The following is a 23,556-nucleotide window of genomic DNA, read 5'->3' as shown; positions in this document are numbered from 1 at the left end:
GTGAAGCTAATGAATAAATGGAAAACAAGAATTGGATATGGTGTGGGAGATTTAGGCTGCAATCTAGTTTTTAGTACAATGGCATCTTACTTAATGTTTTTTTATACAGATGTCTTTGGCATTACCGCAGCTGCTGCAGGCACTTTAATGCTAGTAACAAAAATCATTGACGCTTTCGCCGATACTGGGATGGGATTATTAGTTGACCGGACTCATACGAGATGGGGTCAAGGGAGACCATATTTTCTAATAGGGGCAATTCCCTTTACCGTCTTTACGATCCTAACATTTATCGTTCCTGATTTCAGTTTAACAGGAAAACTTATGTGGGCTTATGTTTCTTTTACATTATTAAATATTGCTTATTCTGTTGTAAATATCCCATTAAATACAATTGTCCCAAGGTTAACATCAGATTTTCATGAACGAAACTGGTTAGTAACTACTAGAATGATTTGTGCATTATTAGGGACAGCTTTAGTCATGTCGATTACAACACCGCTCGTACATCTCTTCGGTCAAGGAAATTCACAAAGAGGATTTTTAATTACAATGAGTATTTATGGCATTTTCTCCATGTTAATTTTCTTCTTCACCTTCTTAAATACGAAAGAGGTTGTACCACCGTCTGTTAAACACGAAAAATCTTCCTTTATACAGGATTTAAAAGGGTTAACGGGACCAAGTATTATTTTCTTTATCGTAAATTTTCTTTATTTCGCGTTATTTGTAATTAGAAATACAACAGTGATTTATTATTTCACCTATAATCTAGGACGTACGAATTGGCTAACATTTGTTGGGCTTTTCGGCATCCTCTCAGGATTGCCAATGCTCCTCATTTTACCTTGGCTTCAAAAAAGGGTTTCAAAAAAAAATGGTTTACTTTTAAGTGTTTTAATATATATCGTTGGGGATTTACTCATGTATGTTGGAAATTCATCTGCTATACTCCTTATAGCAGGTTTGGCAATAACAGGTCTTGGAATTTATGGAATTTTCGGAATAACATTTGCGATTCAACCAGATGTTATTGATTATTCAGAGTACAAAAAAAAGAGAAGTATTGCTGGGATGATCGCAGCTTTTCAAGGCTTTTTTGTCAAAGCAAGTATGGGTCTTGCAAGTGCATTTATAGGCATCATTTTGAAAATGGGCGGCTACGTTCCAAATTCTACGCAAACGGCTACAGCTCTAAAATATATCGAAATTACTTTTATTTGGGTTCCATTATTCATTTGCCTACTTATCGGTATTTCGATATGGTTCTATAAATTGGATGATAAACGAGCAGAGATGGATATAGAATTTGAACGCCGTCGTGCATTGTCAAACGAAAGTGGTAGCGACTTATTAAAGCAGATAGATTAACGATTCTAACTATATCAATCTGGACAGTTTCATGATGTTTATTTCTAATGAGGCTGGGACAAAAGTATGATAACGAAAGAAAAACCAAATATTACGCTCCAACCTCGCTCCGGAAATAAACTTCGCTTTCCGCGGGCGGCTGGTGAGGCTCCTCGTGCTAGCACACTGCGGAGCCTCACCGATGCCTATACTCCCGCAAGAGTCTATTTCTGGAGCTGATTTTCATATTATAATAATGTTGTTGTAACTAGTCACAACAGTCCAACCATCTGCAATCCATGAAAAACGCCATTCTCTTCAACAGATTTCGTGATATATTTTGCGGCCTTTTTTACTGTATCTTCTGCATTTCCCATTGCAACGCTATTTTTAACCGTCGCCAACATTTCTAGATCGTTTAGGCCATCTCCAAATGCATACTGTTGTTCTTGCTGAAATCCTAGTTTTTCAACGATCCTTTCAATCCCTTTAGCTTTCGATCCTCCTTTTGGAACTATGTCGACCGAGAAAGGATGCCATCTTACAAAATCAAAATCTTGAAATTTCTGTTCGTACTGTCTCTCTTCCCCTTCTAGACAAAAAAGCAAGCTTTGATAGAGTTCGCGTCCTTTATAATAATGAGGATCATATGTAGGAAAACGACTAATTTTCAATGTTTCAATACTCGTTTTAATATAAGGATGTTCAGGAACATTCGCTTTCATGTCTTCATGATCCATAAAAACAACAGGATGATTGTTGTGCAACGCGAATGCAGTTAAAGCTTCTAGGGAGGATATGTTTAATGGATTCGAGTATAATACTTCCCCATTTAAAACGACATATTGACCGTTATAACTGACAAAAGTATGAATCCCTAATTCATTTCTTAAGTCCTCAAACATAAAGGGAGCACGACCTGTTGCAATCGCTACTTCATGGCCCTGTTCCTTTAAAGTAAAAATTGCCTCTTTAGTAGAAATAGGCAATTGCTTTTCATGATTCAGTAAAGTTCCATCAATATCAAAAAATATCACACTTCTTTTTATCATGTTCGTCTCTCCTTTTAGATGTATTGATCTTCTCTATATGGAACAGCATCATTGCGCATGATTATTCAATTTCTTTATTAAAGATATCATGACAGCATCATAGATTAAAAAACTAAGCAGCTCAAATGAATATTCTTTTGATTGCGGAAAAATGTCCACAAAATCATTCTCTTCAATGTTTTGTGACACACATGGTAACACAATCTTCATATCTGCTAGTTTCGCAAGAGTAGAAAACGGAGAGACTGTATTCACAGCGATTGTTATATGCTGTTTTTTGCAGTGCTCAGCCATCTTTATTAGCGTTTGGATCTCACCAAATTCAGAGCTTATGAGGAATAGATCCCCTGCTGTTGGTTTTGGAGTCGTAACATCCCCAACTATATTTACATTGATCCCGAGATGCGCTAATCTATTCGCAAATACACGAATAATCATATCTGAACGGCTAAAACCTGCAAGAAATACACGGTTTGCATTTAATATTGCTTCGGCAAGACTTGTTAATTGGTCGTTGCTTACTTTACTGCACACATTTGCATACAATTTTAAAACCATGGCTTTTGCATGTTCAAGCACATCCATTTATCCTCCCCCGCTTTCCATTGTTAACAAGGCTTCGGCGATGATCCATATGTTATTCCAGCAATTACAGCACCATCAAACTGTTCCTCTTTCAATAAGTTTTACCGATATTTCCCTATTTGTTAATGCTCGATTTAATGCTTGCTGAAACAAATTCCCTCCCATTTCTACAAGTGGAATTTCGATTGTTGTAATGTTTAACATTTTTGCGATAGGCTCATTATCAAAACCGATAATGGCTATATCATCTGGTATCGAAAGCTGCTGATTTTGGCAACTAATTACAATTCCTGCTGCAACCTGGTCACTTGTAACGAGTAATGCCGATGGAGGTGTATCCATTTCCTTTATACGAGTTATCACCCTTTCTCCATCCTCAAAATAAAGACATTGATCAATAATATAGTCAGAATTATATGGCAAGCGATATTTTTTATGAAAATGTTGATATGCAAGTTCGCGATTTTGGCTATTCGTTCCCGATCTTCTCCCGATGCAATAACCAATTTGGCGATGACCTTTTTGATACAAATAGTCTAATGCATCAGAAAATATTTTATAATGGTTTACAAAGGTAGATGAAATCTTACTCCTAGGATTATCCTCGCATAATACAATAGGACCAAATTGCAAGTGCTCTTCAATTATGGAAATATCACAGCTTCTCGAACAAATAATTAGGGAATCAATTTGTTTTTGTTTTAGCATTTGCAATGCTTCCATTTCTTTGCTTTCTATGTATTCAGTTTGAAATAGAACTAATTTGTAGTTATGTTCCAATGCTTGTTTCGCAATTCCTTTTAAAAGCATTGCAAAATATGAATGATCAGAAAATGGAATCACAACACCCATAAGCTGTGTTTTCCCTTTGCTTAAATGGACGGCATTTATATTTTTATGATAATTACTAACCTTAATAGCTTCTAAAACAGCCTTTCTTTTTTCTTCACTTACATATGGATGCTGATTTAATACACGAGAAACGGTTGTAACAGAAACTCCAGCCATCTGTGCTAAATCTCTAATGTTAGTCATATACTCACCTTTCATGTGAACGTTGATGCTTAATTTGAGTGTAAATGATGAAACGCATTTCATGTCAATAACGAAAACTTGCTTAAATTCATTTTTGCAAAATATTTTCCTTGACCTGAAACCGATTCCATAAATTAATGTATCTTTAGAACAATGCGGTGTAGTGCTTTTACTACACATATTTGTTCATATGATTGGCGTAACGCAATGTTGCGGCGTAACAATCTTTTCGAAGTGTTTCAGTAATATGGAACACTTCCTTTTTATCTTATTAATTAAATGACTAATATACTAAAGCGCAAAGGACGAGCGTCCATGGGAGACATCGCAGGCTCATGCCGAGGAGATCCCCAGAACGCCGGCGGAAAGCAAACCTCTATAGCGGAAATCTCTCTGCATGTAAAAACATGTGGACAACAGCATCATATAAAGGAGTTTGCCCCCAGTCGTTCCAAGCATGTTACAAGGTGGAGTTTCATATTACTTTCTTATTCATTCCAAATATTTTCCTAATTGCCTTCTAATGTTTGTTTCGCAATCTCGGTAAGGACAGCGGCACTCGAACTAATTTCCTGCATCGTAGCCAAAAGCTGACGCGTAACATTCGATTGATTTTCTGTTTCATTATTCATATTAGAAATAGAACAGTCCAAGTTTTTAATTAATTGATCAATCTTTTGAACTGACTCTTTTATAACATTCGCATGCTTTTTCGAATTTCCCGCTAACTGCTGTATTTCTTTTGCAACAACCGAAAAACCTCGCCCATACTCACCTGCGCGTGCTGCCTCAATGGAAGCATTTAAACCAAGGATATGCGAATAATTGGAAATTTTCCCAACCGAAGTTGCCAATTCTTCTATTTCTTTTACACTTAGTAAAACATGATTTGACTGATCATTTATTTCATTCATATTTTCGGCAAATACAGAGCTAGAGTTTGCAAGATTTTCAACTGAAGTCGTAACCTCTTCAACAGCTTGTGAGAGCTTTGAAGCAATGGCAAATAGTGTGTTATATTGTTTCATGCTCATTCCAATTCCAACGCCCCCTATCACTTGATCACCATCAAACAGAGGAATCGCACTTGCTATAATTGGAAACCCAAATATTTCCTCAGGGACAAACGCTCGTTCAATTCTTTTATTGCGGATTGCATTTGTAATGGCATCGCCTTCTTGAAGCGGAGTCCCAAATTCAATTTCTAACGAGAATGTTTTTCCTGGAACACTTAGCAAAAACTTCTCCGTATCACAGATGCCGATGGTAATATCCTCCGGAAATAGTTCATTCAGTAATGGTGCCACTTGCAAAAATGCCTCTAATATAGGATGTGTAGTTTCTAGCTTTTCTTTTGACATCATTTATACACCTTTCTAATAAATTAAATGGATCGTTGTTTATCATGTCTCATCATGAGCAATGAATATCTAGCTATTAAAATTAAAAACTTCTTTTTTTTGTTACATAATTCGGTATTTATTCGATTCAATGCTATTTGTACATCTGTACAAATTAAAGCATAAAAATAAAAATCTGCAAAGTGACATTTTTGCAGATTTTTGTAAATCATTTCTTACTTTCTTTTAATGTTGTTCATCATAAAACCACTTTTTGGAAGTGTTGGCATTTCGCTTAAATCATAACTTAAATCTTGATTTGGCACATCAAATTCGATCTTATTGACTAGGAAATCTAAACTTGCTTTCATTACTTCTATTGTAATTCCCTCTCCTGGACAACGATGGCCGGTAGCGGCTTCTCCTCCACCTTGCGGAATTAAATCAAATAAACTGTTGTTCCAAGTTTTAAAACGTTCCGGATTAAATTCATTAGGATTTTCCCATAACTGTCGATCATGATTTGTACCATACACATCAAGAATAACAAGCATTCCTTTCTTAAATTCACATTGATTCCAGACAAATTCATTTTTGACTTTTGCCCCTAGAAAAGGACCAAATGGATAATAACGCCGCACTTCTTGTATAAAAAAATGACAATCATCACTGTTACCTTGTTGGAGCTTTTCTTTATAGGATGGATGTTCGTGTAAAGCTAACGCACTAAATGTAATAAAAGTGGCAATCGCGACAATCGGACGTATGACATTGATCAGTTCAACTGCAGCCATATGTGAATCTAAATGGCGATGATCTTCTTGATCATAAAAAGCCATCTCGTAAAGTACTGATCCTTCCTTTGCACTCAATTTTCCATCACGCACATCCTCAATGATCCCTTTCATCCAATCTTCTATTTGTCTTCTTGCATTTCTTCCCTTCCAATGCTGTGGTCCAACAGCTCCAAAGGCATATACCATCGCGATGAAGTCATTTGCCCGCTCTTTTACTTCTGAATCCTTCAGGGGAACTCCCGCCCATTGACAGGCAACACGGCATAGTATATCTTTTGCCTCATCAAACAGAATCACTTCCTTATCATTCTCCCATTTACGAATTGAATTTGTCCATTCCGTCGTTACTAGTTCAGCTAATTGCTTTTGATTTACTTCTGTCATTAAAGACAAAAACAGCTGTTTTCTATGATGATGTGCTTCCCCATCCATCGTCTGTATAGCATTTTCACCAAACAATGTTTTTTGTATCCGTTTTGGAAGCGCACCATGCCTTTGAAATCGTTTAGAGTCATAAAATAGTTCTGCCGCTTCTTTTCCGCTCATACATATCACTTTCTGCCCCAAAAGTCTCGTTTCAAATAGATTTGATTGGTACTGTCTGATTCTGTTCGGAATAAATAAGTATCCCTCTTTTAAAAGTGTTACAGTATTATCAATTGTTTTATCATAAGGAACATCTTCGTTTGCTGACATGAATTCCTTGTCTCCTTTTAGCAAATGTATTCATATGTCAATGTTATTTTTCACGTTAACGTGTTCTTTTAAACATTTATTTACATGTATACATTGACTCTGGCAGAAACAAGCGGCGATTTCCTAAAAAAATAAAAATAGCCCCCTTTTAAAAGGGAGCAATCTATATGAATATTACCAACTTGCTTTTTTTACTCCAGGAATTTGACCTTTATAGGCAAGTTCTCTGAAACAAATACGGCAAAGTTTAAATTTACGGATGACCGAGTGAGGACGTCCACATCGCTCACATCGAGTATATTCACGTACTTTAAACGTTTGTATACGGTTCCGTTTCATAATAAGTGCTTTTTTTGCCATAACAAATAACCTTCCTTTCTCTTAAAAAGGTAGGTAGGAGAGTATAAATTCATTATAACGAATTACAAAGGAGATAGAAACAGGTGCTTTTTGGAAATTAAAAACCTATACTTTTTTGCCAAAAAAGTATAGGCATCTTTACTCTAATCATTTTTTGCTCGCGATAAAATATCAATTAGTTTTTCTTTATTTGGATAATCTGATTGCTTGAATTGGTTAATAACTTTATCTACATCGAAAGAAACACGTCTAATTGAAGATTGTACAAATTGCTGATCGACTTCAACTAAAGCATATGAAGCCTTTTTTATGCCATCAAATGGTAAACCGACGCTTCCTAGATTTATAATCGTTTTGCTATTGATTGTACGAATATACGGTTTATGTATGTGAGCGTATAAAGATATGTCTGCATCTTCCACTAGTAGTTTATTTTCAATTTCCTCATCACTTGCATTTGGAAAAATATTTTCAAACAAACTGATCGGTGTTGCGTGGAAACCGTGAATGCTGATGTTTTCATGAACTACCTTTAGATTAGTTGGCAATTGCTGTAAATATTCAATCGCTTCACTTGTTAAATGATGAACAATCCAATTTCGCTCTTTATTCATGATCTCATAAGCACTATCTGGCACTTCACCTTTTCGAATACCACGAACTACCCATTCATCAGCATTTCCTTTAATTACTTCCGTATGTAATGAGCGTACTAAATCCAATGAACGCTGTGGTTCAGGACCTCGAAAACATATATCCCCCAGTACATAAATTTGATCAACTTTTTGAAGTTGGATGTCTTCCAAAACGGCCTCTAACGCAACGGCATTGCCATGAATATCCGAAATAAAAGCTATTTTCAATGTTATACACCTCGAATGGTTTTCTTTTCGTTCATTATATCAAATTTTCTATATTTAACACGAATCATGAACATTCTTCTTAGTAAGTGCGAAAGGTCCTCAAAAAAGCACGATTACTTATTTTTGTTAACATGACCCTTCCTCAAGTATAATATGAATAGCATTTCAAGAAAAGGATGATAAAAACATGCATATTGCAAAAATTGAAATACAAGTATCTTATGCCGACACAGATATGATGGGCATTATTTATCATGGAAATTATATAAAATGGCTTGAAATAGGGAGACAGCAATTGGTTGAAGATGCTGGATTTGATTATTTAGAAATGGAAAAAGCAGGTTATGTTGCACCAGTATATCATCTTGATATTACTTATAAACATGCCATTCGCTTTGGAGAAAAAGTTTTCGTGCATACATGGATTGAAGAAAATCAACGCTCAAAAACTATTTATGGGTTTCGAGTATTCAATGAAAAAAACGAAATATGTGCAGAAGGAACAACAACACACCTTGTCGTTAAGAAAGATAGTTTTCGACCTATTTCCTTTGCAAAAGCCTTTCCTTCGTGGTTTCAAAAATATGAGGAGATGAAAAAAGACAAATAATCGCAAATCCTATTCCCTATCGTTAAATTCAACATGATCGCTACTGGGCTATCATCCCCTCCTCTTCCTTAAAGCAAAAAGAGTATCCAATAAAGGATACTCTCAAAGTGTTGCCCCACCATTGAATCTAATAGTTGGTTAATATATAACCTATGTTTATCCCAAGTAAAAAAGAAAATTGAACATTAAAGTGTCCGCGCTCGACTCCTATGGGAAAGGTAAAGATGAACAAGACCTTGCCGCGAAACAGATCGGCGCTTGCCCGCAGAAATGAGTGGTAAGCTTCGGCAAACCACCATCGTTAAGTATTTAAAAATGAGCTTTTGCTTATATGGCTGTTTGTGTAAACTTTATTGCTTTCTCATCAAAAAGGAGTTGATTTCCGCTCCAGGATGCTCGCTTTCCGCGGGGGGATTCTGAACCTCCTCGGCGCTGCACGGAAGGCACTGAAAAAGTTTTTTTAAAGAAAAAAATATGAATGGTTAAAAAAGAAACGACCAAAAATACACTATTTTTTTACCTATAAAGTGGGGGATATGTTTTCAAGGAAATCCCTTTTTACACCATTCTTGGACTTTTTCAGTGGCCTCGCTGCACGCCTGTAGGGTCTATCCCGTTATTCCCGCAGGAGTCTCCCATCTTTCCGATCCTATCAACAGGTTTTCTAACAATCTAACTGTCAACGCCTGACTATCCAAAATAAAAGACTGCATACACTTATAATCATCATCGAATTCTTAATTTATTAAACCCTTTTTCTAACAGTGATTGAAAAACGTACAAAAGGACAGCGTTTGATAGCAATAATGCTAAAAATTGCGGTCTCTTCATTCTAATCAAATTAGCTACACGCCAATTTCGAAATAAGACGACACCTGGAAATGCATATAAAGCATCCATAATCGCATTCATGAACATAAATCTAACGAAATGGCCGTTGCCTAATTTAAGAAACCACATGGAACCTAGTAAAAATGGGCCGCAATAAATTGGATTCAAACCATCAAATTTTTTTGTTTGATAAAACCAAAACCATTTTCGCTTTCTTGCAATAATAAATTCTAATTTCACTAATAACGAAACTAAAATGGATGCTGGAAGAAATTTCAACAATGCTCTTTTTCCAAGGAGAGGTAAAGTTAGCCATGAACAAATACATAACCCAATTAGAAACCCCTTTTTATATTTCATTTCATTCACCTCCACCATCGTTTTACTTAGTTTGTGTAAAAACATGTTTCTTATGACCATTTATTGAAGCTACAAATATGTCCTTTTCATCACTTCGCATCGCTACAATTCAAATTAAGTTGAACATTCTTTATATTTATCGTATATTAAGATTATATCGCTTTTAACGATATATATATTGAGGAGATTACAAAATGAGTAAGAACGTTTCGGAATTAAACGCCCTATGGACAGATATTTATTACTTACTGCGGTACAAACATAGTGAAAAAGTGACACATATAGGTGTACGAATTATGCAAGTCATTCAAAAAGAAAAGGAAGTAACCATTAAAGATATCGCTAAAGAAATTGCTGTGTCACATAACACCGCTTCTGAACATATCAAGCGTTTAACAGAAAAGCAATACTTATATAAAACGCGTAGTAGTATCGATGAACGAAAAGTAATAATTAAATTAACGGACATTGGAAAAGATGTACTGCATAGAAACTCAAATTTAGATGAAGCAAAACTCAAGACGATTTTTGAAACAGCAAACGATGTAGAAAAACAATCAATCATAAGCGCATTCCGTTTGTTAAAAGAGTTGGCAAAACGATGTACGTAAGACAATGGTTATCTCCTAAGTTTATTAAAGGTCTATTTGATTTGGAGTGATATGAATGAAATATCGTAAAGCAACGATAAAGGATATTGATCAATTGGTTGAATTAAGAAAAAAACAATTAGTTGATGAGGGGATAAAGGCGAATAAAGATATCGATGCAGAACTACATCTCTTCTTTAAAAATAAATTAAGTGATGGCTCTTTAATCCAATGGTTAATTGAAGATCATGAAGAAATCATTGCCTGTGGTGCAATTATTTTTTATGAATTTCCACCGTCATACACGAATAAGAGTGGAAAAAAAGGGTATATAACAAATATGTATACGAAAGAAAACTATCGCGGGCAAGGACTTGCAACAAGTTTATTAGAGAAATTAACAGAAGAAGCAAAAGCAGCAGGCATATCAAAATTATGGCTCGGGGCTTCAAGACTAGGCAGACCAGTATATAAAAAATTTGGTTTTACTGAAACAGATGGATGGTTAGAATTAAATCTTTAAAGAATGGGTCATTGCGGTATCGAAAGAACTTACTTTTGATACCTTTTGTCATTTTAGATAGTGATAAAGTGCTTCCTCCATGTACTCGCTTTCCTAGGGGCGTTCACCGAGCCTTCTTGTTGCTAATACTCTCCTGTAACACTGATCCCCCGAAGTCAAACCACTTCCGCTAGTAATTAGCTTCCTGATCAACATAAAAAACTATTTAACACACTTCACAAAAAATATGTTTACGAAAAGTAAGAGAGGCTGTGACAAAAGGATAATAACTAAAGAAAACCCGAATATTACGCTTCACCCCGCTCAGGGAAATAAACTTCGCTTTCCGCGGACGGCTGCTAAGCCTCCCCGCAGGAGTCTACATCTATTTCTGGAGCTGATTTGTACATGTTCGTCTTTAGCTAACCACTTTTGAGTGTTGGTCCCAGCCTCCTCTTCCACAATTTTTAATCATTTAGATCGATGAAGGAAACATGATCTTCTCAGTACTCCTCACTCAGCTTCCCTGCTTTTGTTTCTTTTCCTAAGAAAATTAGAAACAGTACGCCTACGAAAATGGATAAACAGAAAATCGTAAAGATGTATGCAGTTGGTATATGACGTGCCACTAAAGTTCCAACAAGGAGCGGTCCTAGTATTCCACCAATTCTTCCAAATGCTGCCGCCATCCCTGTCCCAGTTCCACGAATTGCAGTTGGGTATTGTTCAGGCGAATAAGCATATAATGCCCCCCATGCACCTAAATCAAAAAATGATAGCAGCATACCAGAGATAATTAACATTAAAACAGATTCTGCATGGCCAAACCAATAAGCACTAATTGCCGTTCCAATTAAAAAGGTTACTAAAACAAATTTTCTACCAGCCTTTTCAATCAACCATGCTGCAGTAAAATAGCCTGGTAATTGCGCAATGGTCATAATAAGGACATACCCAAAACTATGAATCAAATCAAACCCCTTCATCGCGATGACACTTGGTAACCATAAAAACATTCCGTAGTATGAAAAAACAACACTAAACCAAAGAATCCATAGCATACAAGTACGTGCTGCAAACTCTTTTGACCATACTTGTGCTATTTTTACAAAAATTGAAGCTTCTCCTCTGTTTTGCTTTTTTGCAAGAAATTGCGGTGAATCAGGCAATCCTTTGCGTAAATATAATGTATAAAATGCTGGTAGCGCAGTTAAAATTAATGCAATTTGCCAGCCAAATTTTGGAATAATAAAATATGCGATCAATGCAGAAAGGATCCAGCCAACCGCCCAAAAACTTTCAAGTAAAACAACAATTCTCCCTCTATCTTTTACTTCAACACTTTCAGAAACGAGTGTTGATGCAACTGGGAGTTCTCCTCCAAGACCCATTCCAACGATCAATCGGAATATGATAAAAACAATAAATGATTGCGAAAAAGCTGATAGACCACTTCCAACTGAGAAAAATAAAAGTGTCCACAAAAAAATTTGTTTACGGCCAAAACGATCGGCCAATGCACCAAATACAAATGCACCAATTGCCATACCAATGGAATTGACGCTGCCGATCCAGCCCATTTGTTCTGCTGATAAATGCCAATCTTTTTCTAAAGCAGCAATGATGAATGACAAAATACCAACATCCAAAGCATCAAACAACCAACTTGTCCCAGTCAATGCAAGCAGTCTTTTTTTTGATATCTTCCTAATCCCGTTCATATGAATGCTAACTCCCCAATATTTAAGATTTGTAAAACAAATGTCAACTAGTAATATACCATCTGTAAAGACATGTGTAAATATTCACTTGTATAATCAATTCAATATTGAATAAAAAACTTATATAAAAGAGACTGGACCAAACTAAGTACATTAACTAAAGAAAACCGAAATATTGCGCTTAACCCCCGCACCGGAAATATCCTTCGCTTTCCGGAACTATTTTGTACAATGTTCGTCTTTAGCTAACCACTTTTAAGTTTTGTCCCAGCCTCTTAAAATTCATTGAGCTTTTTTCGTTTTTGTCGTAGCTTTCCTTTTTCTCGTTGTTTTCTTTTCTTCTACTGGCTTTGTGCGATCAATAGATGCTTGTAAAGCCGCCATTAAATCCGTTACATTTGTCGGTTTCTTCTCCGCAACAGTCACCATTTCTTGACCAGTCCGCTTTGAATCAATTATTTCCATTAGCTTAGAACGATAATCATCTGTATATTTTTCCGGCTGAAAAGTTGTAGTTAATTGGTCAATCAATAAAATAGCTGTATCAAGTTCCTTTTCAGAAGTTTGATCCTCAGCAGGTACATTCGGGACTTCTTCAACATTTCTGACTTCATCGGGAAAATGAATAGTTTCCATTAATAAAGTGTTTTGATATACACGAATAATCGCTAATTGTTCTTTAGAGCGCATAACAATTTTTGCTAAACCGACTTTATTAGATTCCACTAAAGCTTTTCGAAGCAATCCATATGCCTTCATACCGCCTTCATTCGGAGACATGTAATAGCTTCTGTTATAATAAATGGGATCAATTTCTTCCATTTTCATAAAATCTATAATTTCAACTGCTTTTTCTTCAGTTGCTTTTTTCAATTGTTCTAATTCAGCATCTTCTAATATAACAAATTTTCCGCTTGCGATTTCATACCCTTTGACAATTTCATCTGCAGTGATTTCTTCCTCACAAACAGGGCATTTTTTTTCATATTTAATAGGTGTATGACATTTTTTATGCAATGACCGAAGCTTTATGTCTTTATCTTCGGTTGCCGCATGTAACTTAATCGGAATATTAACTAACCCAAAGCTTATGCTTCCTTTCCAAATTGTATGCATCATTACCCCCCTTTCTTATCCATATATTTGTTTGAAAAGAAGGTTTTGATACTCATCAATTTTTGGCAAAAGAATAACTTTGGTTCAGGTTAATTTTTCAAAATTGCTTCTACTTTATTTATTGCTTGTTGTAATTTTTGACTATTTTTTTCATACATTGTTTTAGCCTGTTCATTCATCGTACTTAATGCAAACACTTCGAGATCAGCCTGACATTTTTTCATATTTGCAAACAATAATGGCTTCTCTTGAGGGGATGGCACTTGCAGTTTATCATCATACAAATCAACCGTTAATTGTCCATACGAATCAACTTGACCAAGAAAAACGTTATCAAGGGAAACGCCAAGTTTTTCAAGTTCAGTATTGAGCCATCCCCTGCTATAACCAATCGTGGATAATGGTTCATCCAATATTTTTCCATCCATAATAACTGTTTGCGGTTCCTTTGTTGAGGCTACTTTCATATTTAAATCTTTTGGAGTTAACGGCTGGTTTTCCTTTTTCAACAATACATTTAAATCACCTGTTGCTTCTAATACAGCAAATTCTACATCAGCAACTTGGAAAACATCTTTTTTTCTCAGTAATTCTAATAATTCATCTGTAGAATATCGTTCTTTTTTTAAATTATCTTCTAAAATTTTTCCATCTTTAATAAAAACAGATCCTTTTCCTTCAATAAAATTACGAAAGGCTTTGCTTTTCAAAGATATAACACCGACAACAAACGGAATAGCAGCTGTTGTTCCGATCGCAATAATCCCCAATGATATACTTTGCTCAAGTCCAGTTACAACTTCAGCGCCAATACTTCCTATTGTAATTCCAGTTACATATTCAAAAAATGAAAGTTGGGATATCTGTTTTTTCCCTAGCCATTTAGTAATTAAAAAAAGAATTACAACGAATAATATTGCTCGAAAAAATACACTTAACCAATCCGGCATTATGAAACACCCCCTTTACAAACCTTTATACTGAAATTCTTCTCTTTCTAATTCGCCTACTCTTTTTTTTAAGTCAGTTACAATTTCATTAACTGTCATCATTGTTTCATGCAGTGTACGCTTAGTATCATCATCCTGAGAACGCAAAGCTAAACTTGAAAGATTCGCTTCAATTCCTTTAAGATTTGCTAAACATTGTTTAACATTCGATGCTACAGTCATCGTAATCCCTCCTTATCCTTTAGGCTTAAAAAATAAAGCCCCTATTACTCCAAAAATAATAGCTGCAGAAATCCCGGCACTTGTTACTTCAAACATTCCTGTAACAACCCCAATTAGCCCGTGTTTTTCGGCTTCTTGCATTGCTCCGTGAACGAGAGAATTTCCAAAACTCGTAATTGGGACTGTCGCTCCAGCTCCCGCAAATTTAATAAATGGCTCGTACAAACCAAATCCATCTAGAACGGCTCCTGCAACAACGAGTATGCTCATTGTATGTGCTGGTGTAAGCTTAAACACGTCAAACATCATTTGACCGACGACACAAATTAATCCGCCCATTACAAAAGCCCAGAACAAAATCATATTTGCTCTCCCCCGTATTCTATTGATACTGCATGTGCTATACATGGGATTGTCTCCTTTTGTTGAAAGGATAAAGGAGATAAAAGCGCACCAGTTGCAACCACTAATATTCGTTGAAAATCCCCCTTTTTCATGCGATTCAATAAATGACCGTAGGCAACCGTTGCTGAACATCCTGCTCCGCTAGCCCCCGCCAAAACTGGCTGGTCTTCCCGATAAATGATTAAACCGCAATCTTGAAACTGAGATTCCTTTATTGCTAACCTATGCTTTTTAAATAAATCAAGGGAAATTTCTCGTCCGATTTTACCTAAATCGCCAGTAACAATTAGATCGTAATAGGATGGTTCAAGATTTCTATCGTTAAAATGAGCTTCAATTGTATCTACAGCGGCAGGCGCCATCGCTCCGCCCATATTAAAGGGATCTGACAAGCCCATATCAATTACTCGTCCAATTGTTGCTGAAGTAACACGTGGACCCTCGCCAACATTTGATAAGAGAGCAGCACCTGCACCTGTGACTGTCCATTGTGCCGTTGGCGGTTTTTGTCCCCCATACTCCGTTGGATAACGAAATTGTTTTTCGACCGCCGTATTATGACTTGAAGCACCTGTTAATACATATTTCGCCCCGTTTGTATTTACAATATACGAACCTAATGCTAATCCCTCCATTGAAGTAGAACAGGCGCCAAATAACCCGAGATATGGCGCACCAATTGTCCTGCTTGCAAAACTTGTCGGCGTAATTTGGTTGATAAGATCGCCTCCAAGCAAAAACTGTACGTCTTCTTTTTTAATTCCGCCTTTTTCGATAGCTTTTTGGCAGGCTTCTTCAAATAAGACTCTATGAGCTTTTTCATATGAGTCTTCCCCTAACCATAAATCAGTATGAAGAAGATCGAAATCATTAGGAATAGCGCCATTTGCTTCAAAAGGCCCACCAACAGTTCCTGTGGCAACGATAATCGGTTTTTGTTCGAAAACCCATGTATGATGACCAACTAACATTTTATAGACCTCCCCAAATGATCCAGATTGTTTTAAGTGTAGCGATGACAAAGGCTGAAAACACACCAAATAAAATAACTGATCCGGCTAATTTAAACATATTACCGCCGATTCCTAATATATAGCCTTCGCTGCGATACTCTATAGCAGAAGAGATGATCGAATTACCAAATCCTGTTACTGGCACAGCTGTTCCAGCTCCTGCAAATTGTGCGATTCGATCATAGACTCCAAATCCTGTAAGAAGTAATGAAATAAAAATTAACGTTCCGACCGTTGGATTTCCAGCAGTCTGCTCTGTAAAATTGAAATAACGAATATAAAACATTTGAATAAGTTGCCCAATTAAGCATATAAGTCCACCAACTAAAAATGCTTTTATACAATTTTTAAAAACTGGTTTCTTAATTTCCCGTTGTTGTTGTATTTGCTGATATTCCTGTTGCGTCAAAGTTAATTTTTTATTTTTCTTATTTGACATGTGTATACCCTTCTTTTGTTATGAATTATTTTGCTTTCTAACTTTTTTTGCTCATATATCCTTTCATCCAAAATGAAGAAAATATAAGCTGTTTTCTTCATTCTGGATGAAAGGATATTCGCTAACCATTGCAGGTTGCTTACAAATGAGTCAACTTTTCATTGTTTTAGAATTAGAATGTCCTGTGCATCTTATGTATTTCAGAATGCCCATTTTATAAAAAGGTTGGTTGTTGAAACCAACCTTTTTCATTGCTTATTATTGTTTGTATTGTGGTTCTTCTTGCTCCAACTGTTCTACACGGCTTGAAAGATTATCAACAATCGCTTGCGTTTGTTTTGCCGCATCTTGATATAACTGTTTTGCTTGTTTATTATTTGTACCTAGTGCAAAGGTTTCAAAGCTTGCTTGAGCACTTTTTAAGCCAGCAAGAGTTGTTTTAACGTTATTAATAACAGTCATGAATGTCTTACCTCCTTTGTAAATTCAATATCATTATGTTCCCAACGAATTTCTTTTATGTTTTCCAATTTTCTCCTCGAATGTTGTCCAATAAATATCGACTATCGACAAATTATTTGTCTAATGTCTTTTTTATTCAGAAGAGATGGCCCTTCCCTAAAGCATACTACCCGCTTGATCATCCTCTTTCGTATCAATATTAAGTAAACATTTATCAAATAATCTGCGTTTTTTTGTAAAAGATAAAGTAAAAAGGAGCATAACATGAATCTTAAACCGATAAAGCCATTTGAACCGATACTTTCAGAAACAATCCCTGAAGATGATGACTGGATTTCACAAATTAAATGGGACGGGGTTAGAGTGTTAACATATTATGACGGAGAAAAAACAACACTTTATAATAGAAAATTAAATGAGCGTACGAACATTTTTCCGGAGCTATTAAAAATAGAGGATTATGCCGACTGTCAATCCGTAATATTAGACGGGGAAGTCATTGCACTTGATCATAACGGAAAACCATCTTTTCACGAAGTAATGAAACGAGATGCAGTTAAACGCCCAGAGAAAGTGAAGGAATTAATGGAAGCAGTTCCGATTTCGTATATGATTTTTGATATCATTTTCCACAACGGTGAATGGATTCACCAGTATCCACTTCAAGAAAGAATGGAGCTCCTAAATTCCATTATTCATCCAAATGAATATGTTCAATTAGTCCCTACATATACAGACGGAAAGTCACTATTTGAAATAGTAAAACAATATGATTTAGAAGGTATTGTTTGTAAAGACATGAACAGCAACTATCACATAAATGGAAAAAACGGAAATTGGAAAAAAATTAAAAACTATAAAGATTTGATCGCAATTATTTGTGGTGTTACATATCGTTCTGGAATTGTCAATGCAATGCTTTTAGGTCTTTATAATGATGATCATCAACTAACGTATATTGGGGATGTTGGTACAGGAAAATTAACAAAAGATGAATGGAAATATTTCACAGAGATCATAAACCCGCTCAAAAGTGATACGATGCCCTTTGTGAATCTAGGAAAAAATATAAACCACGTTCAATGGCTTCGACCAATATTAACAGTCAAAATTCAATATATGGAATGGACAGCAGGTCTTTCATTAAGACAGCCAAGTATACAAGCATTTGTAGATTATGATCCACAAGACTGCAAACTAAATCAATAAAGGGAAGATAGACATGAAATTGGATCATTTAAAAACATTATTTCCAATCAAAGACTCGCACTATAAAGGGTGCTTTTTTATTGTAGGATTAAATAAAAAGAATTATCACTTTCGAGTAGGCATTTGTAAAGGTAAGGACATTATAGAAATCGGCTCATTTTCCGAAGGTATCGGGAAACATGAAGCAGATACTTTAATAAAAACAATTTTAAGCAATAAAAAACAAACGGAAGATGATCTCGTATCGGTTGATCCAGGCATATGTATCACATTATACTTTCGAGCCATTGAAAACAATCAATTGATCGATCCTTATTTTGATTCATTTCAACTCGAACAACATTGGAAGCGATGTACATGGGATAGGCTTATTGTGGAAAATACTCCAGTTTATAATGAAATCAATATTACTCATCCCGACAAAACGATTTGGGAAGAGCCTTTTATTACAAAGGAAGCATTTATTTCTTATTTAATTCAAATTTCACCGTTCATACTACCTTTTCTACAAAATCGAATACTTACGACCATTCGCTACCCACATGGAGTACCAGGGGAAGCCTTTTTCCAAAAAAACTGTCCAAATTACGCCCCCAGCTTTGTGCAGACTGAAAAAAGAGATGATATTCAATATATCGTATGTGATCATCTCTCTACATTAGTTTGGCTTGGGAATCAGTTAGCGATCGAATACCATGTCCCCTTTCAAACAATTGATTCAAGCAAACCGTTAGAAATTGTCTTTGACTTAGATCCACCAAATAAAGACCATTTTTCTTTGGCGATTAAGGCAGCATTAGAAATCAAAAATATTTTTGAACGTTTTAACATAAAAAGTTATCCAAAACTTTCAGGAAGTAAAGGACTACAAATCCATATTCCGATTAACAATACATCCCTTACGTATAATGACACGAAAATATTTACTACATTTATCGCGACTTATTTAGTTGAACTGCACCCAAATGATTTTACGATTGAAAGAATGAAAAAAAACAGAGGGAATAAGCTTTACATTGATTATATACAACATGCAGAAGGAAAAACGATTATATGTCCATACTCAACGAGAGGGAAAAAATATGCAACTGTTGCCGCACCGCTCTTTTGGGAAGAGATTAATGAAAATTTACGCATAGAAGATTTTAATATTCCGTCTGTATTAAAGCGACTTACAGACAAATCCTGTCCAATGAATGATTTTTTTGACCAAGATAATCCTTCATTAATAGAAATCATCGCTTCACTTAAAGCGAAAAACATTTATTAACTTCAGAGGAAGGCAATGGATGCTGCCGGAGTTCGTTTTCCAGGCTATCTGGATGCTGCAGATTCCCCATTGACTTGCTGTTCCTGTATGGTTCTCCTTTTCCGTTCCAATATAATAGGATATAAGTTATTGAAAACATGTGTTTTTTGCTTTAAGGATACTTGTCTCTTCTTATGATTGCATAAAAAAAGAGCGTGTGAAATGATGTCCACACGCATGTGCCAAATACTTTTCTTAACTATTGTCTTACTTGTCCGCTTCCATAAATAAAATATTTACTTGATGTTAAAGCTTCCAATCCCATTGGACCGCGCGCATGGAGCTTTTGGGTACTAATCCCAATCTCTGCACCATAGCCAAATTCAAATCCATCTGTAAAACGAGTAGATGCATTATGATATACTGCTGCTGCATCAACAGTGTTTAAAAATATTTGTGCTTGCTTATTATCCTCGGTAATAATGGCTTCTGAATGTTTTGTTCCATATTGATGTATATGCTTGATTGCTTCTTCGGTACTACTCACGATTTTCACGCTTACTTTTAATGCCAAATATTCCGCATACCAATCTTCATCCGTTGCCAGCACAACTTCAGAATATGTTTGCACTACTCTCTCATCGCCATAAATCTCAACCCCTTGCAGTGTCAATGCTTCCAATAGTTCAATACCATATTGTTTGAACCAATCATCATGGATTAAAATCGTTTCAATTGCATTACAAACTGAAGGACGTTGAATTTTTGCATTTAAAGCAATTTGTATCGCCATTTCTTTCTTAGCTGTTTTATCTATATATAAATGACAGTTTCCTGCACCCGTTTCTAAAACAGGAACAGTTGATTCATTCACAACAGTTTGGATTAGTGCTTTTCCTCCGCGTGGGATTAATACATCTAAATATTCATTTAAATGAAATAATTCTTTCGCTGTTTCCCTGCTTGTATCTTCAATTAGCTGTACTGCATTTACAGGGATCGAGGTTTTCTCCAGCGCCCGATGGATCGTTTGTACTAATGCTTTATTTGAATGAATGGCGGATGAGCTTCCTCTTAAAATAACACAATTACTTGTTTTTAATGCTAATGTAGCTGCATCTACTGTGACATTTGGACGCGCTTCGTAAATCATCCCAATAACACCCAATGGTACTTTTTTCTTTTCGATTTTTAAACCATTTTCTTTTTCAATCATTTCAATCGTTTGCCCAATTGGGTCTTGTAACTCTACTAATTGTTTGATCGCTGCAGCCATATCTTCAATTCTTTTTTCATTCAGCAACATTCTATCTAGAATATTTTCCAGATAACCTTTCGCTTTGCCATGAATAATATCTCTTTGATTTTCTGCAATTAAAAGTTTTTTATCCTTTAATAACTGTTCAGAAATCTTTAATAAGGCGTCATTCTTCTCTTCCGTTGAAACATTTGCTAAAGTATAACTTACTTCCTTTGCTAGTTTTCCTTTTTCTTTTACTTCATTCATAAATATCACTCCTTATTAATGACGGTACCCATTTATCCCGGTGAATGACTTCAACGTGTGATAGTTGTTGTTCAATCTCATCACTACGTTTACCGATCAATGGCTGCAATTCTTCTGAGGAATAGCTTACCTCCCCTTTTCCCAATAAACCTTTTAATCCACATACTTCAACTACTTCACCTTTTTTAAAAATTCCCGAAACTTTGTAGATACCTGCAGGCAACAAACTACTCCCTTTTTCCATAATTGCCTGTTCTGCACCTTCGTCAACATAAATTTTCCCACGTGATTCTGAATAAAGAGCAATCCATTGCTTCCGACTATTAATGGTAGATAAATCTTCACCTAAATACGTTCCATCTCCGTGTCCTTCCATAATATCAATCAATTTATTGGCTCCTTGGCCTGTTCCAATAAATACATGGACACCAAGCGATAATGCAGTATTTGCCGCAATCAGCTTTGACTTCATTCCTCCAGTCCCTACTTTTGAACCAGCAGCTCCAGCAGCAGCCAGCATATCATCCGTAATTTCACGAATAAAATCGAAACGTTTTGCATTTGGCTCTAATTTTGGATTCGCATTATATAAACCATTAATATCGGTTAAAATAATCAATTCATCTGCATGAACTAAGCCGCTAACTAGAGCAGATAGCATATCATTATCACCAAATGTTAATTCTGCAACAGAAACGGTGTCGTTTTCGTTAATGATTGGCAATATACCTCTTGCCAATAATTCCGTTAATGTTGAATAAGCATTATGATATCGGTCTTTTTTAGAAAAATCTTGGCGAGTTAATAAAATTTGAGCAGGAGTCAATCCGAACTGCGCTAATTCATCCATGTATTGTTGAATTAGTATGCTTTGTCCGACGGCAGCCGCGGCTTGTTTACCTTTTAAAGTAACAGGGCGCGACGGATACCCTAGACGTTTAAAGCCAGCTGCAACCGCACCCGAAGACACGAGAATGACCTCATGGCCAATACGTTTTAACGCAGCAATGGCCCTTATGTGATCCGAAAATTTATGATGATCAATTTCCCCTTTTGCATTTGTTAACGAACTGCTGCCAATTTTTATGACTACTCTTTTCTTTTCCACCGCTTTTCCCCTCCTTATGAAACAATACGCAATCCATCTATATTCCAGTTTTTAATCTGAATCTGTATAAAAATAAAACAGCCATTTCTATCCTATAATATAAGGACGAAATGGCTGTTTATCCGTGGTACCACCTTAATTGGATAGTAAAAAACTATCCCACTTTGTTTGATAACGCAACATTTGCGCCTATGGTTTTCCATAGGGCTCAGAAGGTAGGTTCTGCGGATCGTATGTAATGAAGTCTTTCAGCTTATAAACTTCACTCTCTTTTACATCAATACACGCATACTATTCCTTCGTTACCGCTCATTATTTTTTTCTATATTACTATGTGCACGCATAAATGACAAGTAGTTTTTTATATACATAAAAAAGCATAAAATCGTAAAAGCTAGCTGAAATATGATGAAAAATAAACGTTCATCATCCCTTTAAATTAATTCACTTATAGAAATTTTATGTTTCCTAAGTTAACTACTGCACAATGCGGAAAAATTTGTTATACTAATCTCGTAGTCATTTGATTATTTATGTTAGTAATTTCACAATACTAACCTTGAAGGAGCTTTTTTGTTTCTTCATTATTACTTTATTTTTTTCAAACGCTTTACTTTAAATTATTATACATAAGATAAAGGAGTGGTTGAGAAAAATAGTAATAACACATCAAAAGTTTTTTCACCTATTACATAATTGTAATCGGAATCTCATCAGTAAAGGAGAAATAGGAGATGGCAGAAAGTTCAATTCAAAAAACGGCTAGCCAAGAACCAACAGTAACACAAGCTCAAAAAGACATTCTAGATCAATTGTTAAACCCTGAAGTTCAACAATCATTAACGGTTCTTGTTGACAGCTTACCAAAAATCGCTGAACTTGTAACAATTTTAAACAAAGTGTACGATTTCAGCCAATCTGTTGCGACAGACAAAGTATTAATGAATGATTTTAAAGGTGGATTCCAAGAATTTATTGATCCTGTAGCTGATAAAGCAAAAGGAATCGCTCAAACAGTCATCGAAGCAAAAGACCGTGCAGAAGAATCTAATGAAACAATTGGCCTTTTTGGCCTATTAAGATTAATGAAAGATCCACAAGCACAAAAATTATTCCGTTTTTTACACGCATTTTTAGCTGTTTCAGAAGAACGGAACAAGCAACAACATAACTAATTTCAATAT

The 23,556-nt window shown here is 35.6% G+C and carries 25 protein-coding genes and 1 other annotated feature; of the genes, 7 read left to right on the top strand and 18 right to left on the bottom strand.

The genetic code is table 11. From position 1 onward, the window contains the following. Positions 1-9: 9 nt before the first annotated feature. On the top strand, positions 10-1,371 hold the full coding sequence (locus G4D61_RS12400; protein ID WP_163174075.1) for a glycoside-pentoside-hexuronide (GPH):cation symporter: 1,362 nt from the start codon (positions 10-12) through the stop codon (positions 1,369-1,371). A 251-nt stretch (positions 1,372-1,622) separates the two neighbouring features. Here G4D61_RS12400 and G4D61_RS12395 read toward each other — a convergent pair whose 3' ends face one another. From G4D61_RS12395 to G4D61_RS12365, 7 genes are all read right to left on the bottom strand, one after another. Continuing rightward, positions 1,623-2,402: a Cof-type HAD-IIB family hydrolase gene (locus G4D61_RS12395; RefSeq protein ID WP_025728493.1), complete on the bottom strand. Its 780-nt coding sequence runs from the start codon at positions 2,400-2,402 to the stop codon at positions 1,623-1,625. Between the two features lie 48 nt (positions 2,403-2,450). Continuing rightward, positions 2,451-2,987 (bottom strand): phosphoheptose isomerase family protein, encoded by a 537-nt coding sequence (locus G4D61_RS12390; protein WP_025728491.1) that lies wholly within the window; start codon positions 2,985-2,987, stop codon positions 2,451-2,453. Positions 2,988-3,062: 75 nt separating this feature from the next. Next, a complete protein-coding gene (locus tag G4D61_RS12385; RefSeq protein ID WP_025730945.1) occupies positions 3,063-4,022 on the bottom strand; it encodes a LacI family DNA-binding transcriptional regulator in 960 nt (319 codons plus the stop codon). 509 nt (positions 4,023-4,531) lie between these two features. Next, positions 4,532-5,383, bottom strand: a complete 852-nt coding sequence (locus tag G4D61_RS18430; RefSeq protein WP_025730946.1) for a methyl-accepting chemotaxis protein — start codon at positions 5,381-5,383, stop codon at positions 4,532-4,534. 215 nt (positions 5,384-5,598) lie between these two features. After that, positions 5,599-6,855, bottom strand: a complete 1,257-nt coding sequence (cypC, locus tag G4D61_RS12375) for a CYP152 family fatty-acid peroxygenase CypC (RefSeq protein ID WP_025730947.1) — start codon at positions 6,853-6,855, stop codon at positions 5,599-5,601. Between the two features lie 174 nt (positions 6,856-7,029). After that, a complete protein-coding gene (locus G4D61_RS12370) occupies positions 7,030-7,215 on the bottom strand; it encodes a type Z 30S ribosomal protein S14 (protein WP_025730948.1) in 186 nt (61 codons plus the stop codon). Positions 7,216-7,358: 143 nt separating this feature from the next. Next, the gene (locus G4D61_RS12365; protein WP_163174073.1) at positions 7,359-8,078 is read right to left on the bottom strand and encodes a metallophosphoesterase family protein; all 720 of its coding nucleotides are present in this window, start codon (positions 8,076-8,078) and stop codon (positions 7,359-7,361) included. A 187-nt stretch (positions 8,079-8,265) separates the two neighbouring features. Here G4D61_RS12365 and G4D61_RS12360 point away from each other — a divergent pair, with 187 nt between their 5' ends. Continuing rightward, entirely contained in the window at positions 8,266-8,688 is a 423-nt protein-coding gene (locus tag G4D61_RS12360) for an acyl-CoA thioesterase (RefSeq protein WP_035354517.1), read from the top strand. A gap of 726 nt (positions 8,689-9,414) precedes the next feature. Here the strand turns inward: G4D61_RS12360 and G4D61_RS12355 are convergent. Further along, positions 9,415-9,879, bottom strand: coding sequence for a hypothetical protein (locus tag G4D61_RS12355; RefSeq protein WP_025730952.1), 465 nt, complete (start codon positions 9,877-9,879; stop codon positions 9,415-9,417). 194 nt (positions 9,880-10,073) lie between these two features. Between G4D61_RS12355 and G4D61_RS12350 the strand changes: the two genes are divergently transcribed. Together G4D61_RS12350 and G4D61_RS12345 are read left to right on the top strand one after the other, a co-directional pair. Then, positions 10,074-10,490 carry a MarR family winged helix-turn-helix transcriptional regulator gene (locus G4D61_RS12350; protein ID WP_163174071.1) on the top strand — a complete coding sequence of 139 codons (417 nt, stop codon included), beginning with the start codon at positions 10,074-10,076 and terminating at the stop codon, positions 10,488-10,490. Between the two features lie 55 nt (positions 10,491-10,545). Continuing rightward, on the top strand, positions 10,546-10,992 hold the full coding sequence (locus tag G4D61_RS12345) for a GNAT family N-acetyltransferase (RefSeq protein ID WP_025730954.1): 447 nt from the start codon (positions 10,546-10,548) through the stop codon (positions 10,990-10,992). A 482-nt stretch (positions 10,993-11,474) separates the two neighbouring features. Here the strand turns inward: G4D61_RS12345 and G4D61_RS12340 are convergent, their stop codons facing one another. From G4D61_RS12340 to G4D61_RS12305, 8 genes are all read right to left on the bottom strand, one after another. After that, a complete protein-coding gene (locus G4D61_RS12340; RefSeq protein WP_035354507.1) occupies positions 11,475-12,692 on the bottom strand; it encodes a niacin permease NiaP in 1,218 nt (405 codons plus the stop codon). Positions 12,693-12,974: 282 nt separating this feature from the next. After that, on the bottom strand, positions 12,975-13,808 hold the full coding sequence (gene ku, locus G4D61_RS12335) for a non-homologous end joining protein Ku (RefSeq protein ID WP_025730956.1): 834 nt from the start codon (positions 13,806-13,808) through the stop codon (positions 12,975-12,977). Positions 13,809-13,897: 89 nt separating this feature from the next. Continuing rightward, a complete protein-coding gene (locus G4D61_RS12330) occupies positions 13,898-14,758 on the bottom strand; it encodes a DUF421 domain-containing protein (RefSeq protein WP_025730957.1) in 861 nt (286 codons plus the stop codon). Between the two features lie 15 nt (positions 14,759-14,773). Beyond that, entirely contained in the window at positions 14,774-14,980 is a 207-nt protein-coding gene (locus G4D61_RS12325) for a DUF1657 domain-containing protein (RefSeq protein WP_025730958.1), read from the bottom strand. Between the two features lie 12 nt (positions 14,981-14,992). Next, positions 14,993-15,343 carry a stage V sporulation protein AE gene (gene spoVAE, locus G4D61_RS12320; protein WP_025730959.1) on the bottom strand — a complete coding sequence of 117 codons (351 nt, stop codon included), beginning with the start codon at positions 15,341-15,343 and terminating at the stop codon, positions 14,993-14,995. Then, positions 15,340-16,356, bottom strand: a complete 1,017-nt coding sequence (gene spoVAD, locus G4D61_RS12315) for a stage V sporulation protein AD (RefSeq protein WP_163174069.1) — start codon at positions 16,354-16,356, stop codon at positions 15,340-15,342. Before spoVAD ends, spoVAE begins: the two co-directional genes overlap by 4 nt. A 1-nt stretch (position 16,357) precedes the next feature. After that, positions 16,358-16,837, bottom strand: coding sequence for a stage V sporulation protein AC (gene spoVAC, locus G4D61_RS12310; RefSeq protein WP_035354503.1), 480 nt, complete (start codon positions 16,835-16,837; stop codon positions 16,358-16,360). Between the two features lie 258 nt (positions 16,838-17,095). Next, positions 17,096-17,299 (bottom strand): DUF1657 domain-containing protein, encoded by a 204-nt coding sequence (locus G4D61_RS12305; protein WP_025730962.1) that lies wholly within the window; start codon positions 17,297-17,299, stop codon positions 17,096-17,098. Positions 17,300-17,563: 264 nt separating this feature from the next. Between G4D61_RS12305 and G4D61_RS12300 the strand changes: the two genes are divergently transcribed. Then, a complete protein-coding gene (locus tag G4D61_RS12300; protein WP_163174067.1) occupies positions 17,564-18,508 on the top strand; it encodes an ATP-dependent DNA ligase in 945 nt (314 codons plus the stop codon). A gap of 13 nt (positions 18,509-18,521) precedes the next feature. Next, positions 18,522-19,778 (top strand): DNA ligase D, encoded by a 1,257-nt coding sequence (gene ligD / locus G4D61_RS12295; protein WP_035354501.1) that lies wholly within the window; start codon positions 18,522-18,524, stop codon positions 19,776-19,778. Positions 19,779-20,016: 238 nt separating this feature from the next. Here the strand turns inward: ligD and G4D61_RS12290 are convergent, their stop codons facing one another. Next, a complete protein-coding gene (locus G4D61_RS12290; RefSeq protein WP_025730965.1) occupies positions 20,017-21,264 on the bottom strand; it encodes a glutamate-5-semialdehyde dehydrogenase in 1,248 nt (415 codons plus the stop codon). Beyond that, the gene (proB, locus tag G4D61_RS12285; RefSeq protein WP_035354499.1) at positions 21,257-22,372 is read right to left on the bottom strand and encodes a glutamate 5-kinase; all 1,116 of its coding nucleotides are present in this window, start codon (positions 22,370-22,372) and stop codon (positions 21,257-21,259) included. Before proB ends, G4D61_RS12290 begins: the two co-directional genes overlap by 8 nt. A 98-nt stretch (positions 22,373-22,470) precedes the next feature. Further along, positions 22,471-22,687: a binding site (T-box leader), on the bottom strand. A gap of 419 nt (positions 22,688-23,106) precedes the next feature. Between proB and G4D61_RS12280 the strand changes: the two genes are divergently transcribed. Continuing rightward, on the top strand, positions 23,107-23,547 hold the full coding sequence (locus tag G4D61_RS12280; protein ID WP_025730967.1) for a helical membrane plugin domain-containing protein: 441 nt from the start codon (positions 23,107-23,109) through the stop codon (positions 23,545-23,547). Positions 23,548-23,556 lie beyond the last annotated feature (9 nt).

The sequence above is a fragment of the Heyndrickxia ginsengihumi genome (genome assembly GCF_011008565.1).
Lineage (GTDB): Bacteria > Bacillota > Bacilli > Bacillales > Bacillaceae_C > Weizmannia > Weizmannia ginsengihumi.
This window is presented reverse-complemented; position numbering and strand designations above follow the sequence as displayed.

Coding starts and splice junctions, on each gene's coding strand:
- G4D61_RS12390 (WP_025728491.1), bottom strand. CDS start 2,987: ATGGATGTGCTTGAACATGCAAAAGCCATGGTTTTAAAATTGTATGCA.
- G4D61_RS12395 (WP_025728493.1), bottom strand. CDS start 2,402: ATGATAAAAAGAAGTGTGATATTTTTTGATATTGATGGAACTTTACTG.
- G4D61_RS12350 (WP_163174071.1), top strand. CDS start 10,074: ATGAGTAAGAACGTTTCGGAATTAAACGCCCTATGGACAGATATTTAT.
- G4D61_RS12345 (WP_025730954.1), top strand. CDS start 10,546: ATGAAATATCGTAAAGCAACGATAAAGGATATTGATCAATTGGTTGAA.
- G4D61_RS12290 (WP_025730965.1), bottom strand. CDS start 21,264: ATGAATGAAGTAAAAGAAAAAGGAAAACTAGCAAAGGAAGTAAGTTAT.
- ligD (WP_035354501.1), top strand. CDS start 18,522: ATGAAATTGGATCATTTAAAAACATTATTTCCAATCAAAGACTCGCAC.
- G4D61_RS12325 (WP_025730958.1), bottom strand. CDS start 14,980: ATGACTGTAGCATCGAATGTTAAACAATGTTTAGCAAATCTTAAAGGA.
- G4D61_RS12385 (WP_025730945.1), bottom strand. CDS start 4,022: ATGACTAACATTAGAGATTTAGCACAGATGGCTGGAGTTTCTGTTACA.
- G4D61_RS12300 (WP_163174067.1), top strand. CDS start 17,564: ATGAATCTTAAACCGATAAAGCCATTTGAACCGATACTTTCAGAAACA.
- G4D61_RS12305 (WP_025730962.1), bottom strand. CDS start 17,299: ATGACTGTTATTAATAACGTTAAAACAACTCTTGCTGGCTTAAAAAGT.
- spoVAC (WP_035354503.1), bottom strand. CDS start 16,837: ATGTCAAATAAGAAAAATAAAAAATTAACTTTGACGCAACAGGAATAT.
- G4D61_RS12355 (WP_025730952.1), bottom strand. CDS start 9,879: ATGAAATATAAAAAGGGGTTTCTAATTGGGTTATGTATTTGTTCATGG.
- spoVAE (WP_025730959.1), bottom strand. CDS start 15,343: ATGATTTTGTTCTGGGCTTTTGTAATGGGCGGATTAATTTGTGTCGTC.
- G4D61_RS12370 (WP_025730948.1), bottom strand. CDS start 7,215: ATGGCAAAAAAAGCACTTATTATGAAACGGAACCGTATACAAACGTTT.
- G4D61_RS12330 (WP_025730957.1), bottom strand. CDS start 14,758: ATGCCGGATTGGTTAAGTGTATTTTTTCGAGCAATATTATTCGTTGTA.
- G4D61_RS12360 (WP_035354517.1), top strand. CDS start 8,266: ATGCATATTGCAAAAATTGAAATACAAGTATCTTATGCCGACACAGAT.
- G4D61_RS18430 (WP_025730946.1), bottom strand. CDS start 5,383: ATGTCAAAAGAAAAGCTAGAAACTACACATCCTATATTAGAGGCATTT.
- cypC (WP_025730947.1), bottom strand. CDS start 6,855: ATGTCAGCAAACGAAGATGTTCCTTATGATAAAACAATTGATAATACT.
- G4D61_RS12340 (WP_035354507.1), bottom strand. CDS start 12,692: ATGAACGGGATTAGGAAGATATCAAAAAAAAGACTGCTTGCATTGACT.
- G4D61_RS12400 (WP_163174075.1), top strand. CDS start 10: ATGAATAAATGGAAAACAAGAATTGGATATGGTGTGGGAGATTTAGGC.
- spoVAD (WP_163174069.1), bottom strand. CDS start 16,356: ATGTTAGTTGGTCATCATACATGGGTTTTCGAACAAAAACCGATTATC.
- G4D61_RS12280 (WP_025730967.1), top strand. CDS start 23,107: ATGGCAGAAAGTTCAATTCAAAAAACGGCTAGCCAAGAACCAACAGTA.
- ku (WP_025730956.1), bottom strand. CDS start 13,808: ATGCATACAATTTGGAAAGGAAGCATAAGCTTTGGGTTAGTTAATATT.